Here is a 15979-nt window from a genome sequence, read left to right as displayed (position 1 = left end):
CAGACATGCGAAATAGCATTGTTAGCTCGAACTCTTGTTTTGACCCGATTTTTTCCTTTTGGCACGGTCTATGCAGTGTGATCTGCAAACACGTACGGAATGAGGAGAAATCCAAACATGATTGCGCTCACCGACAACGCTGTTGCCGCCGCCAGACCGCTCTTTCACGCGCCAGCGAACCGGCGGGTTTCGCGTCATGGCCGAGGCTTGCGGCTGCGCAGGGTTCAAATACCAATGGGCCTGGCGTTCGCCTTCGTCATGTGGCTCTAATCCTCAGGCGTTGTCTTGGACAATCCCAACGCGGGGACGCGGGAGAAGTGAGTCTGCGGCAGGTCCCTCGGCTGATCGCATGAGAGTAGGGCTGCTACGAAGCCAAGTACACGCCAATACGACAGGGCCTGCAAAGCTTACCTCCCAGAAACTGAGAGATGGAAAATAAAATGAAACATGATCGGGGCTCCCCAGCTTCACTGTCCGAGCTTGAAACTTACTTCAGTGAAGATTACCTGCATTTTAGCGACGCGGTAAATCCGCCGGAGAAAAGCGACCGGGAAGTAGCAGCAATTTGGGAGCTTCTTTCACTTGGGCAAGGCAGCTCAGTGCTTGAACTAGGATGCGGCTATGGGCGGATCACCAACCGATTGGCGGAAAAAGGAGCGCGGGTAACCGGCCTGGACATCTCGCCAGTCGTTTTAAAAAAAGCAGAAGCAGATGCAGCACAACGCAAAGTACGCGTTGACTACATTCTTGGCGATATACGTTCCATTCCCTGGCGAGAACGCTTTGACGCCGCCTTTCTGTGGTATACGACGTTTGGTTATTTCGAGGAAGCTGATAATGAGAGAGTTCTTAACGAAGCCGCTTCTTCACTTCGAAAAGGGGGGCGTCTGCTAATCGATCAACTCAACCGCTTCGCGTTACTACGCGACAAGTGGCCTACCTACGAGGTCGTGCAGTGTAATGATGATATAAGAATCGATACAATAGAGTACGACGCGCTTACCGATCGTCGAAATTCCGAGAGGATCGTCGTCCGCAATGGATCCGTTCGACGAACGCGTCTTTCTGTCAGACACTATGGATTTTCTGATTATGTTCGCATGTTACGAAACGCGGGGTTCGAGACTATTGAAGCTTATGGGCAGGACGGCAGCGAGTTCACACCCTACGGCCCGCGCCTCGTGGTTCTCGCGAGCAAATAATAAGTAACAAGTGGGCCTTCATCGGCAATGGACGGAATCGCTTTCTAAGGTCTTGCCCGCCGATGCCCGTCCCAAGCGCAAGGCGTCACTTCCCTTGCCCCATTTGGGGTCTCTGATCACCTCTTGCCCCGAATTCTGGCCAGGGAATCCCGAACTCCTCAACCCGCGACGTGATGGGTTGGACTGCGCCAGTTTTGCGTGCAAAGATGCGGCCGTAGGATCAACCCCTTCATGCAACAGCATCTTACCGTGCTCCCGGACGTTCCCTTCGATCGGCGCGCGCGGCTGGACTCTCCGGAGGTGGTGGCGTTCTTTGAGAAGCTGCCGTCGACAGTGGTTGCGACCGAAGCGTGCGGGGGCTCGCACCACTGGGCACGCCTGCTGCAATCGTTTGGGCATGAGGTGAAGCTGATCCCTCCTCAATATGTCAAACCGTACGTCAAGCGCGGTAAGAACGATGCGGCCGATGCCGAAGCGCTGTGCGAGGCGATGAGCCGGCCGACGACACGGTTTGTGCCGGTCAAGATCGCTAAACAACAGGCGGCATTAATCCTGGTTGGCCTGCGCGACCGGCTGATCCGCAATCGCACGCAGCTCGCCAATGCGATCCGCGGCTATGCGGCAGAATACGGGCTGATCGCTGCCAGGGGGATGTGCAAGATCGAACCGCTGCTCGATCGTATCGCGGCAGATAAGACGCTACCGGATTTAGCGCGGGAGCTGTTCGCGCTCCATGCCAAGGAATATGCGCAGCTGCAAACACATCTGAAAGACGTCGACGCCAAATTGATGGGTGCCAATGGTATGGACCCCGCCCTCCAGGCGAGGTGAAATCTCGAACGCCAACTGCAACGAAGGAGGATGTCATGCAGATCGTTCGAATAGGTCTGGATCTAGCGAAATACGTCTTCGAGGTTCACGGTGTCGACTGCCACGGGAAAGTCGTCGTGCGCAAAACGTTACGCCGCGATGCGGTAGCCCGCTTCTTCGCCAACCTGCCACGATGTCTGGTCGGCATGGAAGCCTCGAACGGAGCGCATTATTGGGCAAGGGTGCTTTCCGATCTCGGCCACGAGGTTCGGCTGATCAGCCCTCAGTTCGTGACGCCATACGTCAAGTCCAACGAGAATGACCGGAATGACGCTGAAGCGATTTGCGAAGCCGTTGGCCGTTGGCCGGCCGACGATGCGTTTTTGTTCCGCCGAAATCAGCCGATCAATTGGCAATTCAAGCGGTTCATCGCATTCGCAGCCGTCTGGTTGCAGATCGGGTCAAGCTCGTCAATCAGGTTCGTGGGCTTCTAGCCGAGCATGGAGGGGTCATTGCCCGCGACATCCCACGGCTGCGCCGGGCCCTTGCTGATATTACGGGGAGCAGCGACGATGGTCTCAATGAACTGGTGCGGGTGCTGATACGAGAAGTGCAAGCGGAGTTGGCCGAACTGGACCAACGCATTGCATCCTATGATCGGCGGGTTCGGGAGCTCTTTCGCAACAGCGAACTATGTCAGCGGCTTGGAAAGATCGAAGGTATCGGCCCTGTGACCGCGACAGCGTTGATCGCTGCCGTAGGTGATCGAACTTGCTTCAAGAACGGCCGCCAGTTTGCGGCATGGCTCGGTCTCGTGCCGAAACAACGATCCAGTGGAGGGCGAGCCCGCCTGTTCGGCATCAGCAAGCGCGGCGATCGCTATCTGCGCACATTGATGATCCATGGCGCTCGCGCTGCGCTCGGCAAAGCAGCGGGCAAGCAGGATCCTCGAAGCCTTTGGCTTAGAGCCTTCTCTGATTTGGGGTGGTTGAGGTCAAGGTGCTCCTGTACTTTTTTCCTGGCCGTTCCGCAGGTCACTCGCTTCTCTTCGCGGTCGGCGCCTTGGCCGCCGCATGATGGGGTCAGGAGAGCGAGGTGTCTCAATCTGTTTCACGACCTTGCCGGGTTTAGCGGCAGGTTCGGGTCTCTCAACGAGATCGCCTCGCCCATCGTCCCCACGGAACGATCTGGACATCGCCCGTTCGGGCGAAAGCTCCTTTCCTAACTCCTTCGATGTTTGCGGCGGGTTCACGCCGCCGGGGTAGCAATTTCCTTTCCAACGCGGAATTCGGTGGCGTCGGCCCACATCCGGTGCAGGATGACCGCCAACTTACGGGCCACCGCCACACGCGCCCGCGCCATGCCACGGCGCTTGGCGACATTCATGCCCCATGCCCTCAGGCTCGACCATTTCTTCGAGCGTACGAGCAGCGAATGCGCTGCCTCGTAGAGGGCCGTGCGGGCGAGTTCGTCGCCGCAGCGACTGATCCTGCCCTGGATGTCGGTCTCACCCGATTGGTAGCGCGCGGGCGTCAGCCCCAGATGCGCCCCAACCGCTTGGCTGGAGCCGAACCGCTCCGGCCGGTCGATGGTGGCGCGGAAGGTGAGCGACGTGATCGGGCCGACGCCGGGCGCCGACATCAGCCGCCGGCAGACCTCCTCCTTGCGCACGATGTCGAGAACCTGCCTGGTCAGCCGGGCGAACTCCTTGAGCATGGCGCCGAGGATCGCAAGCAGCGGCTCGACCATCGCCATCACTTCGGCGTCGGCGCCGACCAGCTCGCGCACCCGCCCGGCAAAGGCGGACCGCGACGGCAGGCCCAGCTTGACGCCGGCTTCGCGCAGCATGGCACGCACCACGTTCTCGATCGTGCGCATTTCGTTGAGAACCGTCCGGCGGGCGACCAGCAACGAGCGCCACAGCCGGCATTGTCTGCTCTTCACATGCACCTGCCGGTACCAGCCGGTGCGCATGATCTGCGCCAGCGCGCGGGCATCGTTCCTGTCGGTCTTGTTCGGCATCGTCTTCATGGCCGCATTGGCAGCCCGCGTCTCGATGCAGATCGCCGGCAGCCCTTCGGCGCGCAATCCGTCGTGAAGCCATGCCGTCAGTGAACAGGCTTCCAGCCCGACCCGCTCCAGCACCAGGTCGACTTTACGCAATGCCTCGGCCAAAGCCTGCGGCTCGCTCGCCGCTCGCGCCTCCTTCATGATGCGACCGCTCTCATCGACGCGCAGATCGCGGTCTCTTCCAAAGACACGTCCAGTCCGGCAAAGTACTTCATGGCTGCTCCTTCCCGATGTTTGTGGCGATTCCACATCGACCACGTTCTCACATCACGACAGGAGCAGCCGCCCTCTTCCGGCGTCGGCCGAGACCCCAATCACCCCATCTGTTTTGAAAATCGGCTTGCTATGGGTTCCGTCTGAGGCTGGGTTATGATTCAAGCTGTGGATGTGGACAGAGCAGAGCCGTGGCCGGATGGCCCAGATTGCCAAGAAGACCAAGCGCTACCCGTCTGATTTGACGGACGAGGAGTGGGAGCAGTTCGCACCGCTGATGCCCAAGCCTGGGCGTCGCGGGCGTCCGCGCGAGGTTGATTTCCGGGAGGTGGTCAACGCGGTGCGCTACCTGGTCCGCTCCGGTTGCGGTTGGCGGATGCTGCCGATCCATTTCGGGCCCTGGCAGACGGTCTACGGCTGGTTCCGCGAATTGGCGCGGCGCTTTCTGTTTCAGACCATCCACGACGTGGCGCGGATGCTGGATCGCGAGCGAGCTGGGCGCGAGGCCAGTCCCACGGCTGGCGTGATCGACAGATGGGGTATTCGGCTTGAGCCTCATCGTTTGGCGGTGACGCCATCAAGGTGCTGCGCTTCGAGCTGATGATAAACCGTGGTCGGTTCCCTGGAACAGCCACAAGCCATCAGGAAGGAGAAGCGTAGCATGAAACACTGTGCAGGATTGGACGTCTCGGTGAAGGAGACCGCAATTTGCATCGTCGACGAAATGGGCACAGTGTGCCGCGAGGTGAAGGTGCTGACCCATCCCGAGGATATTGCGCGGGTGCTCAAGGATCCCGCCTGGCGGTTGGAACGCGTCGGGCTTGAAGCCGGACCTTTGTCGCAATGGCTGTTCGAAGGCCTTGCCAAAGCCGGCCTGCCGATGATCTGCATTGAGACACGTCACACCAAGGCATTCTTGAAGGCGCAGGTGAACAAGACCGACCGCAATGATGCGCGCGGGATCGCGCAGATGATGCGGGTCAATCTGTTCCGCCCGGTGCATGTTAAGACCCTGACGAGCCAGAAGCGCCGGGCGCTGCTGACGGCGCGCAAGCTCTTAAAGGACAAGGCGATTGCCATCGAGAACGACATCCGCGGGCTGTTGCGCAACTTCGGTCTCAAGGTTGGCAAGGTCGGTGCGGTCAAGTTTGAGGAGCGGATCCGCGAGCTCACCGAAGGCATGCCCGATCTGGTCGAGATCGTCGAACCGTTGCTCGACGCGCGCCGCAAGCTGCGCCAGAATTACGCCGCCCTGCACCGCAAGCTTCTGGCGATCGTCCGGGATGATGAGGTTTGCCGCCAGCTGATGTCGATCCCCGGTGTCGGCCCCGTCGTGTCGCTGGCCTACACCGCGACGATCGATATCCCCGCCCGCTTCCGCAACTCCAAGGCGGTCGGTCCGATTTTGGGCCTGACGCCGGCGCTCCATGAATCGGGCGAAAGCCGCCGGGTGGGCGGGATCTCGTTATGCGGCGACGGCATGATGCGAACGTTGCTCTACGAGGCCGCGCAGACCCTGCTGACGCGGGTGACGAAATGGTCCTGGCTGAAGGCCTGGGCGATGGACGTCGCCAAGCGGCGCGGCCAGCAGAAAGCCATCGTTGCGCTCGCCCGCCGGCTGGCGGTGATCATGCATCGCATCTGGAGCGACGGCACACAGTTCCGCTGGACCAGGACGGAAATCAAGCCGGTCGCCGGCTGAACAATTAAACATCGCCCCGATAGACGGGGACGACACGAGTTCCACCCATCGGTGGAAAGCTGTCCTTCGCGGGACGAGGATGAGGTGAGTTCGTCGACTGGCTTGGCTCGATTGCCCATCATCGGCAATCAAGGCGCTCGACAGATTGTTCCACCCATTCTTCTGAACCCCCATAGAGGGCAGGGCCAGAGCGCCGATCCCGGAGAGAAGCAAGGCCCCGCGAAAGACGTCCAAATGCCGGCAAAGCGAAAAAGAGCTAGGAGGTGCTTGACGTTAAACCGCCGAATAGGGAAGCCAGTCGATCAAGGCTCCGCAAGCTGAAACAAGGGGTTACGACGCCGGCAAGAAGATTGTCGGCCGCAAGCGACACATTGCCGTCGATACGGATGGACGGCTTTTGATGGTCAATCTCACCACCGCCGATATCTCCGACAGTGCCGGCGCTCAGGCGATCCTGGATGGTATCCGCAAGCGCTGGCCCTGGGTCAAGCCATCTGTTCGCCGACGGCGCCTATGACCGGCTGAAGCTCATGGACAAAGCCACCTATCTCGACTTCGTGGTCGAGATCATCCGTCGATCCGACGACCAGAAGGGCTTTGAGGTGCTGCCCCGCCGCTGGGTCGTCGAGCGGACCTTCGGCTGGATGACCCGATGGCGCCGCCTAGTGCGCGACTACGAGCAGCGCATCGACGTCTCTCACGCAATGATCCTCGTCGCAGTGGGCGGCAATCTGATCCGCCGAAACGCTCATCCGTGATTTTCAAAACAGATGGGGTGATTGGGGTCTCGGCCGACGCCGGAAGAGGGCGGCTGCTCCTGTCGTGATGTGAGAACGTGGTCGATGTGGAATCGCCACAAACATCGGGAAGGAGCAGCCATGAAGTACTTTGCCGGACTGGACGTGTCTTTGGAAGAGACCGCGATCTGCGTCGTCGATGAGAGCGGTCGCATCATGAAGGAGGCGCGAGCGGCGAGCGAGCCGCAGGCTTTGGCCGAGGCATTGCGTAAAGTCGACCTGGTGCTGGAGCGGGTCGGGCTGGAAGCCTGTTCACTGACGGCATGGCTTCACGACGGATTGCGCGCCGAAGGGCTGCCGGCGATCTGCATCGAGACGCGGGCTGCCAATGCGGCCATGAAGACGATGCCGAACAAGACCGACAGGAACGATGCCCGCGCGCTGGCGCAGATCATGCGCACCGGCTGGTACCGGCAGGTGCATGTGAAGAGCAGACAATGCCGGCTGTGGCGCTCGTTGCTGGTCGCCCGCCGGACGGTTCTCAACGAAATGCGCACGATCGAGAACGTGGTGCGTGCCATGCTGCGCGAAGCCGGCGTCAAGCTGGGCCTGCCGTCGCGGTCCGCCTTTGCCGGGCGGGTGCGCGAGCTGGTCGGCGCCGACGCCGAAGTGATGGCGATGGTCGAGCCGCTGCTTGCGATCCTCGGCGCCATGCTCAAGGAGTTCGCCCGGCTGACCAGGCAGGTTCTCGACATCGTGCGCAAGGAGGAGGTCTGCCGGCGGCTGATGTCGGCGCCCGGCGTCGGCCCGATCACGTCGCTCACCTTCCGCGCCACCATCGACCGGCCGGAGCGGTTCGGCTCCAGCCAAGCGGTTGGGGCGCATCTGGGGCTGACGCCCGCGCGCTACCAATCGGGTGAGACCGACATCCAGGGCAGGATCAGTCGCTGCGGCGACGAACTCGCCCGCACGGCCCTCTACGAGGCAGCGCATTCGCTGCTCGTACGCTCGAAGAAATGGTCGAGCCTGAGGGCATGGGGCATGAATGTCGCCAAGCGCCGTGGCATGGCGCGGGCGCGTGTGGCGGTGGCCCGTAAGTTGGCGGTCATCCTGCACCGGATGTGGGCCGACGCCACCGAATTCCGCGTTGGAAAGGAAATTGCTACCCCGGCGGCGTGAACCCGCCGCAAACATCGAAGGAGTTAGGAAAGGAGCTTTCGCCCGAACGGGCGATGTCCAGATCGTTCCGTGGGGACGATGGGCGAGGCGATCTCGTTGAGAGACCCGAACCTGCCGCTAAACCCGGCAAGGTCGTGAAACAGATTGAGACACCTCGCTCTCCTGACCCCATCATGCGGCGGCCAAGGCGCCGACCGCGAAGAGAAGCGAGTGACCTGCGGAACGGCCAGGAAAAAAGTACAGGAGCACCTTGACCTCAACCACCCCAATCAGAGAGGACTCTTAGCACGTTGAATAGAGAAGCGCGGCAAAGCGTCGGGTGAAGCGCAGGTCGAGCATCGCGCTCGATATGAACTCAACAAAGTCGCGAAGTGCTGCAGCAAGAAGCAGGAAGCTTCCAATCCGGAGACGGCATCCGACGGTTCGTCGGATCTCCAAGCCTTGCGAAATCGCTTTGCCCGACTGATTGGAAGCTGGCGCACCTCGCCATCGGCCAGGCGCGGCCCGGCCATAACGACGAGGCTGAGCCGTATCCAAGGGCACTCCCGACCTCACTCGTGACCATATGAAGGCGATGCACCGAACGGTGCCGCTGCATAATTTCCTCAATGTCGAGATACATAGCAAGCAAAAAGCTGTCGCCATTGAACGAAACTGTCGCAAGACGAACAGAGGAATTGCAGCCAAAACTTTTGCGTTTCGTGCTCAGCTTGACTCGAGGCAAGAGTAGAGAAGCAAGTGCGAACAAAGGTCTGCTGGCATACTTAAGCGTCAAGCCGCAGCTGGGTCGTCAGGATGGCACGCCATTTGCGACCAACTGTAGATGCGTCTTTGACGGCACGCCCACAACTAGCGGAGGTGACCATGACGATTGGTACAGAATCTTTAACGAGGTCATTTCGGCGATAGGCCGCGACGCCTGAATCCGGTTCTCGGAAAACGCGCTTCAACGAAAAGATAACGATCATGCAAAAACTCGAGAGACTTCTGCGGCCCAAATCGATTGCTGTATTCGGCGGCAAACAGGCGGCTCGTGTCGTCACTCAGTCGAGCAGAATTGGCTTTTCTGGCGAGATTTGGCCTGTGCATCCAAACAAGGCTGATGTTGATGGCTACAGGGCATACCGTTCAGTCGCCGAATTGCCCGGTGCTCCTGATGCTGCTTTTGTGGGTGTCAATCGTTACCTCACGGTCGAAGTCGTGAAGGCTTTGGCCGAGTGTGGAGCCGGCGGGGCCGTTTGCTATGCAGCAGGATTTCTAGAGAGCGGCGCTTATGACGAGGATGGTGAGAGGCTGCAGGCTGAACTCGTTGCCGCAGCCGGCCAGATGCCTATTATCGGCCCGAACTGCTATGGCCTCATCAACTATGCTGACGGTGCGCTTCTGTGGCCTGACAACCATGGCGGTGTCAAACTGGCAATAGACGGCACGGGTGTCGCCATCGTCACACAGTCCTCTAGCGTAGCTATCAACATAACTATGCAGAGGCGCGGTCTGCCGCTCGCCTTCTTGGTGACGGCCGGAAATCAGGCGCAGACCGGCCTTTCAGAAATGGCGCTCGACCTGATCGAGGACGAGCGCGTCACCGCCCTTGGCCTACACATCGAGGCTTTTGACTCGGTCGCCGGTTTCGAGAGGCTGGCGGCAGAAGCCCGCGAGCTGAAGAAGCCGATCATCGCTATGAAGGTCGGCCGCTCAGAACAGGCACGGCAGGCAACCGTATCGCACACCGCCTCGCTCGCCGGCTCGGACGCTGCTTCTGAGGCCTTTCTAAAGCGACTGGGGGTCGCCCGCGTTGATTCCATTCCAGCCCTTATCGAGGCGTTGAAGCTCCTACACATAACCGGCCCGCTGCCAGGCTGCAGGCTGTCGTCAATGAGCTGTTCGGGCGGCGAGGCCTCCATAATGGCCGACTGCGCTGAAGGGCGCTCGGTGCATTTCCCCGTACTGTCACCTGATCATCGCGCCCGTGTGGAATCGACGCTCGGGCCCTTGGTGGCGGTTGCCAACCCGCTAGATTACCATACCTTCATCTGGAACAACGAACCGGCAATGACGGCCACTTTCTCCGCGATGGTGTCCGGCGGCTTCGACCTCAACATTTTGGTCATCGATTTTCCGCGTCGTGACCGCTGTTTGAATGTCGACGAGTGGGGCTTGGCAACATTGCGTTCCTTTGAAGCCGCGCTCAAGGCCCACAAGGCGAACGGCGCCATTGTTTCTTCGATACCCGAGAACTTGCCGGAGGAGCACGCAGACCGACTGATCGTTCGTGGCGTCGCGCCGTTGTTAGGTATCCCCGAAGCTATGGAGGCCGCACAGGCCGCAGCCTTCATCGGCAACGCCTGGCGCGAACCGTTCGCGCAGCCAGTCCACACCACGGTAAGGTGCGGCACCGAGCGCTTCACACCCGACGAAGCTGAAGGCAAAGAGAGGCTGATCAAAGCCGGCCTGCCGGTACCAAAGGGCGAGCGAGCGAACAACGCGGTCGAGGCCGCCAGCTTATCCCAGGCTCTCGGATTCCCTGTGGCGCTGAAGGCGCTGGGCATCGCCCACAAGTCGGAAGTGGGCGCGGTGCGGCTGAACCTCAAGGATGCTGAATCCGTGGACAATGCCGCACATGACCTCCTGCCGCTCGGCACTGGCCTCTATGTCGAGCACATGGTGCGAGACGGCGTCGCCGAGTTGATCGTTGGATTCACCCGTGACCCAATGTTCGGCGTGGTGATGACGGTGGGTACCGGCGGCGTTTTGGTCGAGCTGTTGCGCGACAGCGCAACCTTGATGCTGCCGGCGACGCACCACGACATCGAGGCGGCGCTGCGGGGGCTGAAGCTCTATCCGCTATTGGAGGGCTATCGTGGCGGACCGAAGGCGGATGTCGGGGCCGCCGTCGATGCCATCGCCGGCATTGCCGCTTTCGTGCGGAAGAATGCCGGTGAGATTGAGGAACTCGACATCAATCCGCTGATCGTGTGCGCGGAAGGCAGGGGCGCCTGGATCGCGGATGCCCTGCTGGTGCTTGGAGAAAAGAAGAATGGCTGACGTCATCATCACCCACCGCGAAGGCGCGATCCTCGAAGTCACCCTCGACCGGCCCAAGGCCAACGCCATTGACCCGCGAACATCCCGCCTCATGGGTGAAGCCTTCATGGCGTTCCGCGACGATCCGGAACTCCGCGTCGCCATTTTGAAGGCCGCTGGCGACAAATTCTTCTGTGCCGGCTGGGACCTCAAGTTTGGTGCAAGCGGCGATACCGATTGCGACTATGGAGTCGGCGGCTTCGGGGGGCTGCAGGAACTGCGCGACCTCAACAAGCCGGTCATCGCCTGCGTCAACGGCATGGCGGTGGGCGGCGGCTTCGAGCTGGCGCTCTCCTGCGACCTCATCTATGCCTCTGACCATTCCTCCTTCGCGCTGCCCGAGATCCGTGCCGGCATGCTGGCCGACGCGGCGACGATCAAACTGCCGAAGCGCATCCCATACCATGTCGCCATGGACCTCCTGCTCACCGGCCGCTGGATGGACGTGGCCGAGGCGCATCGCTGGGGCCTGGTCAACGAAGTGCTGCCCAGAGAGAAGCTTGAAGACCGCGTCCGGGAAATTGCGCGGCTTTTAGCCGGCGGCCCGCCGCTGGTCTTCGCCGCGATCAAGGAGACGGCGCGCGTGGCGGAAGCCCTCAGCTTTCAGGACGCGATAAACCGCGTGAAAGGCAATCAGCTGGTGACCGTCGACAATCTTCATCGGTCAGAGGACAAACTTGAAGGTCCCAGTGCCTTCGCCGAGAAGCGCAATCCCGTCTGGAAGGGAAAATAATGCTCATAGGTAATACTTACCTCCAGATGATCCATCCTACACACACACACGAAGCGAGGCGATAGCTTCGCAGACGCAACTATTGTTTAGAGAGGCAGTATCGAAACATGGATCTTATGTTCACAGAAGGTGATAACGCTTTCCGGGAGGAGGTGCGCAGATTCTTGTACGACAATATGATCCCGGAAATACACCGAAAATTGGAGGAAGGCTTAGAATTGTCGAAAGAGGAGATCGCGGCTGGAACGCGGATCCTTTACAAGAAAGGTGTTCCAACTTGGCCTGAGGAATATGGGGGCGCAGGGTGGACCCTCGTGCAGCAGTACATTTTCCAAGAGGAGGTGCGTTCCTTTCCAGCGTTAGTGAAGTTCGGTATGGGTGAGGACTTGGTAGGTCCAGTCATCTACTCCTTTGGCAATCTGGCGCAGAAACAGTACTATTTGCCCCGCATCGCTAACGCAAGTGATTGGTGGTGCCAAGGCTTTTCGGAACCGGGAGCTGGTTCCGACCTGGCCTCAGTTAGGACGCGGGCAGTCCGCGATGGCGACCATTACGTCGTCGATGGCCAGAAGATCTGGATATCATCGGCGCACTACGCCGACTGGATCTTTTGTCTGGCAAGGACCAATTCCGATGTGAAGAAGCAGCAAGGCATCTCCTTCCTTCTCATCGACATGAAATCGCCGGGCGTCGCTGTACGCCCGATCCAGCTAATCAATGGCGATCATGAAGTCAGTGAGGTACTATTTGATGGTGTTTACGTCCCGGTCGAGAACCTGGTTGGCGAAGAGAACAACGGCTGGATCTACGCCAAGTATCTGCTCAGTAACGAGCGGTTCGGCGATGCTGGCGTGGGCCTTTCCAAGGAGCGTATGCGGCGCGCTCTGGAACTTGCGGCCCAGACCTATGTCGGTGACCAGCGACTTATCGATCAACCCTCTTTTCGTGAAAAGGTCGCCGAACTCGAAGTTCAGTTAAAAGCACTTGAGATCACTCAACTCCGCGCAATCGCAAATGCTTCGAAGCAGCAACAAGGAGTGCAGGCCCCCGCAAGTTCCATCCTGAAGCTGAAGGGCTCGGAAGTTGAGCAGGCCGCCGCAGAGCTCCTCATGGCTGTAATGGGACCTAACGCATTGCCTTACATCCCGGATGAGGAACTTGGGAGCCGCAACCAGCCGCCAATCCTTCCGATGTGGGCCGCGAAGATCGCCCCCACCTATTTCTATAGCCGTGCAGCGTCGATCTATTCGGGATCCAGTGAGATTCAGAAGAACATCATCGCAAAAGCGGTTCTCGGGCTTTGATGGATCGTGGTCACTGGCAACGCGGGAATTTCGGGAGATGTTTGCAGTGAAGGTCGATCTGTCGGAAGAGCAACGGCTCCTAACGGAAAGCGTCGAGCGACTTATGCTAGACAAATATGGCTTCGGCGATCGTCGCAAATACGGCGGTGAGGGCCCCGGCTTCAGCCAGGCGATGTGGGAACGCTATGCTGAGCTCGGCTTCCTGGCGTTGCCGTTTTCGAAGGAATATGGCGGCTTCAGCGGCGGTCCGATCGAAACAATGATCGTGATGGAGGCTTTCGGCAAGAGTTTGATCTTAGAGCCTTATTTCGCAACGGTGGTTCTTGCCGGCGGTTTGCTTCGCCGGGGTGGGAATGACGCACTACAGACAGAGCTAATCCCCCTGATTGTGAACGGTAGAGCCAAACTAGCCTTTGCATATGCCGAGCCACAGTCGCGCTATGATCTTTTCCACGTTGAGACTCAAGCAAACAAGCAACGTACGTTTTGGGCTCTAAGCGGGGTCAAGACTCTCGTCCTTCACGGCGATGTGGCCGATAAGATAATAGTCTCGGCCCGGACAGCCGGAGGCACTCGCGAGAAAAATGGGATTGGGCTCTTCCTTGTTGACGTTCATGCGCCGGGCCTGACTCGCCGCCCCTTCCTGACACAGGATGGTCTGCGCGGGGTGGAAATTACATTGGAGAATGTATGCGTTGACGAGAGTAATTTGATTGGCGACCCAGAAGGGGCCTTCCCAGTTATTTCGAGGGTTGCTGATGAGGCTGTCGCAGCGCTCTCTGCGGAAGCCGTTGGCTGCTTCACAAACATGCAGGCTATCACGCTCGGTTACCTGAAGACGCGTGAACAGTTCGGAACGAAGATCGGTAGCTTTCAAGTGCTGCAGCATCGTGCTGTCGACATGCTTGTGGAGTTGGAGCAATCTCGATCGATGAGCCTGTACGCTGCAATGATGGTGGGCGAAGACAACACGATTCAGCGCGAGCGCGCAGTTTCGGCGGCAAAGGTTCAGATCGGTCGGTCATCCAAAGCCATAGGCCATCAGTCAATCCAACTTCACGGCGGCATTGGAATGACGATGGAATATAGCATAGGTCACTACTTCAAGCGCGTCGTGATGATCGACACGCTTTTCGGTGATGCAGACCATCACCTGAGGCGACTAGCGGCACTTGGAGGACTAAGGAGCGAGTCCATGAACTGAGCCCAAGCGTTGCCCTGCGATCTAGTCCGGTTTGAAGTTCGTTCTGGCCCATCGAGAGGACCAGGACATGAAACGTAGCCGCTTCTCCGAAGAGATGGGGTATTCGGTTCAGCTCCCTGAACGTCTGGCCCCTTTTCGGATCATGACGTTTGTCTGATGCTCAGAGCCGACCTGGCAAGAGGAGATTGGCATGAGCGTTTATGCAGGACTGGATACTTCACTCGACGCGGTAGCTATTTGCGTTATCGCCGAGACCGGCGAGATGCTGTGGCAGGGGAAGGTGCTCGGTTACCCGGATGCCGTGACGCCCAACTTGAACAGTTGGAGGTGAACGGATGGCGAACACTGTCCGTTAAGCTATTGGACTTCACTTGCCTTGGATTTCCGGCGCGAAAATGTGTGGTAACAACATTTGTGCTGCTATCCCTGTTCTGTATCGATCTTACGGCCTTTATTCGCTAACAAGGGGGCTCGGACCGCGACTGCGCGAACTGGATGGCCGATTATGGGATCGAGGGCGCCGAGGGTCTGGCGCTCCATCACTTTTACCGGGCAATGGCGTGGCTGGGCGAGGAACTCGGCGAAAAGGCGCAAGGCGCGCTGGTGGCGCGCTGCGTGAAAGACGTGATCGAGGAAAAGCTCTTCGCGCGCCGGCAGGACCTGTTCACCGACCTCAGCCTTGTGTTCATGGACACAACCTCGTTGTCCTTCCATGGCACGGACGGCGAGACGCTGGGCAAGCGCGGGCATTCCAAGGACTTCCGCCCCGATCTGGCGCAAATGATCCTGGCGCTGGTCGTTGATGCCGAGGGCCGACCGATCTGCACCGAGATGGTGCCCGGCAACACCGCTGACGTGACCGTCCTGTTGCCGGTGGTCGATCGGCTGCGAACTCGCTTCGGCGTCACACGCGCCTGCGTTGTCGCCGATCGCGGCATGATCAGCGCCGATACCATCGCCGCGCTCGAAAAGCTGGGCATGGAATACATTCTGGGGGCCCGCGAACGCTCGAGCAGCGTGATCCACAACGTCGTCCTCAATGACACGGCACCGATGGTTCCGCTCGTTCTCGAGCGCCAGCGCGGTGAAACTCAGTTGTGGGTCAAAGAGGTCAAGGTCGGTAAAGACCGCTACATCGTCAGCCGCAATGACGCCGAGGCCGAGAAGGACAAGGCCGACCGCCAGGCGATCATCGCCGGCCTCGGGGCACAGCTCAAGAAGGGCGACAAGGCACTGGTCGGCAACTCGGCCTACCGCCGTTACCTCAAGGCCAGCGGCAAGAACTTCAAGATCGATGTCGGCAAGCTTGCCGAGGAAGCCCGCTACGACGGTATCACCGTGGTGCGGACCAACGCGAAGGTGACCCCGCTCCAGGCCGTCCTGCGGTATCGCGATTTGCTCGAGGTCGAGAGCCTGTTCCGCGCCGCCAAGGCAACCTTCAATACCCGGCCGATCTTCCACCAATCCGATGCCGCCATCCGCGGGCATGTGTTCTGCTCGTTCCTGGCGCTCGTGCTCAGCAAGGAACTGCGCCGCCTCTGCCGGGCCAAAGGCCTGACGCCCGAATGGCAGCCGCTCCTACGCGATCTCGACCGCCTCCAGGAAGCCACCATCGAAAAGGATGGTCGCATCGTCACAACCAGAACTCACGTCACGGGCCAAGTGGGCAACGTCTTCAAGGCAGCTGGCATCGCTCTGCCACACAACCTCGACGAACAACTCGCCTGAGATCACCCCCAAA

Annotated in this window: 8 protein-coding genes and 6 pseudogenes; 13 read left to right on the top strand and 1 reads right to left on the bottom strand. The window is 59.7% G+C overall.

The window, feature by feature from the left end:
• Window positions 1-440 precede the first annotated feature (440 nt).
• The 3 genes and pseudogenes from NLY42_RS01040 to NLY42_RS31935 all read left to right on the top strand — a co-directional run.
• Window positions 441-1202 carry a class I SAM-dependent methyltransferase gene (locus NLY42_RS01040; protein ID WP_032903405.1) on the top strand — a complete coding sequence of 254 codons (762 nt, stop codon included), beginning with the start codon at window positions 441-443 and terminating at the stop codon, window positions 1200-1202.
• Between the two features lie 231 nt (window positions 1203-1433).
• A pseudogene (locus NLY42_RS01035) lies at window positions 1434-1994 on the top strand (IS110 family RNA-guided transposase); the annotation flags it as partial.
• Between the two features lie 74 nt (window positions 1995-2068).
• Window positions 2069-2976: pseudogene (locus NLY42_RS31935) on the top strand (IS110 family RNA-guided transposase); the annotation flags it as partial.
• 284 nt (window positions 2977-3260) lie between these two features.
• Here NLY42_RS31935 and NLY42_RS01025 read toward each other — a convergent pair.
• Window positions 3261-4297, bottom strand: a pseudogene (locus NLY42_RS01025) (IS110 family RNA-guided transposase).
• Between the two features lie 170 nt (window positions 4298-4467).
• Between NLY42_RS01025 and NLY42_RS01020 the strand changes: the two are divergent.
• From NLY42_RS01020 to NLY42_RS00975, 10 genes and pseudogenes are all read left to right on the top strand, one after another.
• Window positions 4468-4854, top strand: a pseudogene (locus NLY42_RS01020) (transposase); the annotation flags it as partial.
• Window positions 4855-4956: 102 nt separating this feature from the next.
• On the top strand, window positions 4957-5997 hold the full coding sequence (locus NLY42_RS01015; RefSeq protein WP_023756615.1) for an IS110 family RNA-guided transposase: 1041 nt from the start codon (window positions 4957-4959) through the stop codon (window positions 5995-5997).
• 292 nt (window positions 5998-6289) lie between these two features.
• Window positions 6290-6755: pseudogene (locus NLY42_RS01010) on the top strand (IS5 family transposase); the annotation flags it as partial.
• A 120-nt stretch (window positions 6756-6875) separates the two neighbouring features.
• Window positions 6876-7913 carry an IS110 family RNA-guided transposase gene (locus tag NLY42_RS01005; protein WP_023756614.1) on the top strand — a complete coding sequence of 346 codons (1038 nt, stop codon included), beginning with the start codon at window positions 6876-6878 and terminating at the stop codon, window positions 7911-7913.
• Between the two features lie 966 nt (window positions 7914-8879).
• The gene (locus tag NLY42_RS01000; RefSeq protein WP_031245064.1) at window positions 8880-10958 is read left to right on the top strand and encodes an acetate--CoA ligase family protein; all 2079 of its coding nucleotides are present in this window, start codon (window positions 8880-8882) and stop codon (window positions 10956-10958) included.
• Window positions 10951-11730: a carnitinyl-CoA dehydratase gene (locus NLY42_RS00995; RefSeq protein ID WP_023756222.1), complete on the top strand. Its 780-nt coding sequence runs from the start codon at window positions 10951-10953 to the stop codon at window positions 11728-11730. The genes NLY42_RS01000 and NLY42_RS00995 overlap by 8 nt, the downstream gene beginning before the upstream one ends.
• Window positions 11731-11837: 107 nt before the next feature.
• Window positions 11838-13034 carry an acyl-CoA dehydrogenase family protein gene (locus tag NLY42_RS00990; protein WP_023756223.1) on the top strand — a complete coding sequence of 399 codons (1197 nt, stop codon included), beginning with the start codon at window positions 11838-11840 and terminating at the stop codon, window positions 13032-13034.
• A gap of 37 nt (window positions 13035-13071) precedes the next feature.
• On the top strand, window positions 13072-14238 hold the full coding sequence (locus tag NLY42_RS00985; protein ID WP_023756224.1) for an acyl-CoA dehydrogenase: 1167 nt from the start codon (window positions 13072-13074) through the stop codon (window positions 14236-14238).
• Between the two features lie 190 nt (window positions 14239-14428).
• Complete coding sequence (locus tag NLY42_RS00980) at window positions 14429-14569, top strand: hypothetical protein (protein ID WP_023756226.1); 141 nt, start codon at window positions 14429-14431, stop codon at window positions 14567-14569.
• 137 nt (window positions 14570-14706) lie between these two features.
• Window positions 14707-15966 (top strand): annotated as a pseudogene (locus tag NLY42_RS00975) (IS1634 family transposase); the annotation flags it as partial.
• Window positions 15967-15979 lie beyond the last annotated feature (13 nt).

Origin of the sequence: Mesorhizobium sp. C372A, from assembly GCF_030323245.1 — a bacterium.
GTDB lineage: Bacteria > Pseudomonadota > Alphaproteobacteria > Rhizobiales > Rhizobiaceae > Mesorhizobium.
This window is presented reverse-complemented; position numbering and strand designations above follow the sequence as displayed.

Bases quoted from the DNA above. Each gene is read 5' to 3' on its own strand.
- NLY42_RS01040 (WP_032903405.1), top strand. From the start codon at position 441: ATGAAACATGATCGGGGCTCCCCAGCTTCACTGTCCGAGCTTGAAACT.
- NLY42_RS01015 (WP_023756615.1), top strand. From the start codon at position 4,957: ATGAAACACTGTGCAGGATTGGACGTCTCGGTGAAGGAGACCGCAATT.
- NLY42_RS01005 (WP_023756614.1), top strand. From the start codon at position 6,876: ATGAAGTACTTTGCCGGACTGGACGTGTCTTTGGAAGAGACCGCGATC.
- NLY42_RS01000 (WP_031245064.1), top strand. From the start codon at position 8,880: ATGCAAAAACTCGAGAGACTTCTGCGGCCCAAATCGATTGCTGTATTC.
- NLY42_RS00995 (WP_023756222.1), top strand. From the start codon at position 10,951: ATGGCTGACGTCATCATCACCCACCGCGAAGGCGCGATCCTCGAAGTC.
- NLY42_RS00990 (WP_023756223.1), top strand. From the start codon at position 11,838: ATGGATCTTATGTTCACAGAAGGTGATAACGCTTTCCGGGAGGAGGTG.
- NLY42_RS00985 (WP_023756224.1), top strand. From the start codon at position 13,072: ATGTTTGCAGTGAAGGTCGATCTGTCGGAAGAGCAACGGCTCCTAACG.
- NLY42_RS00980 (WP_023756226.1), top strand. From the start codon at position 14,429: ATGAGCGTTTATGCAGGACTGGATACTTCACTCGACGCGGTAGCTATT.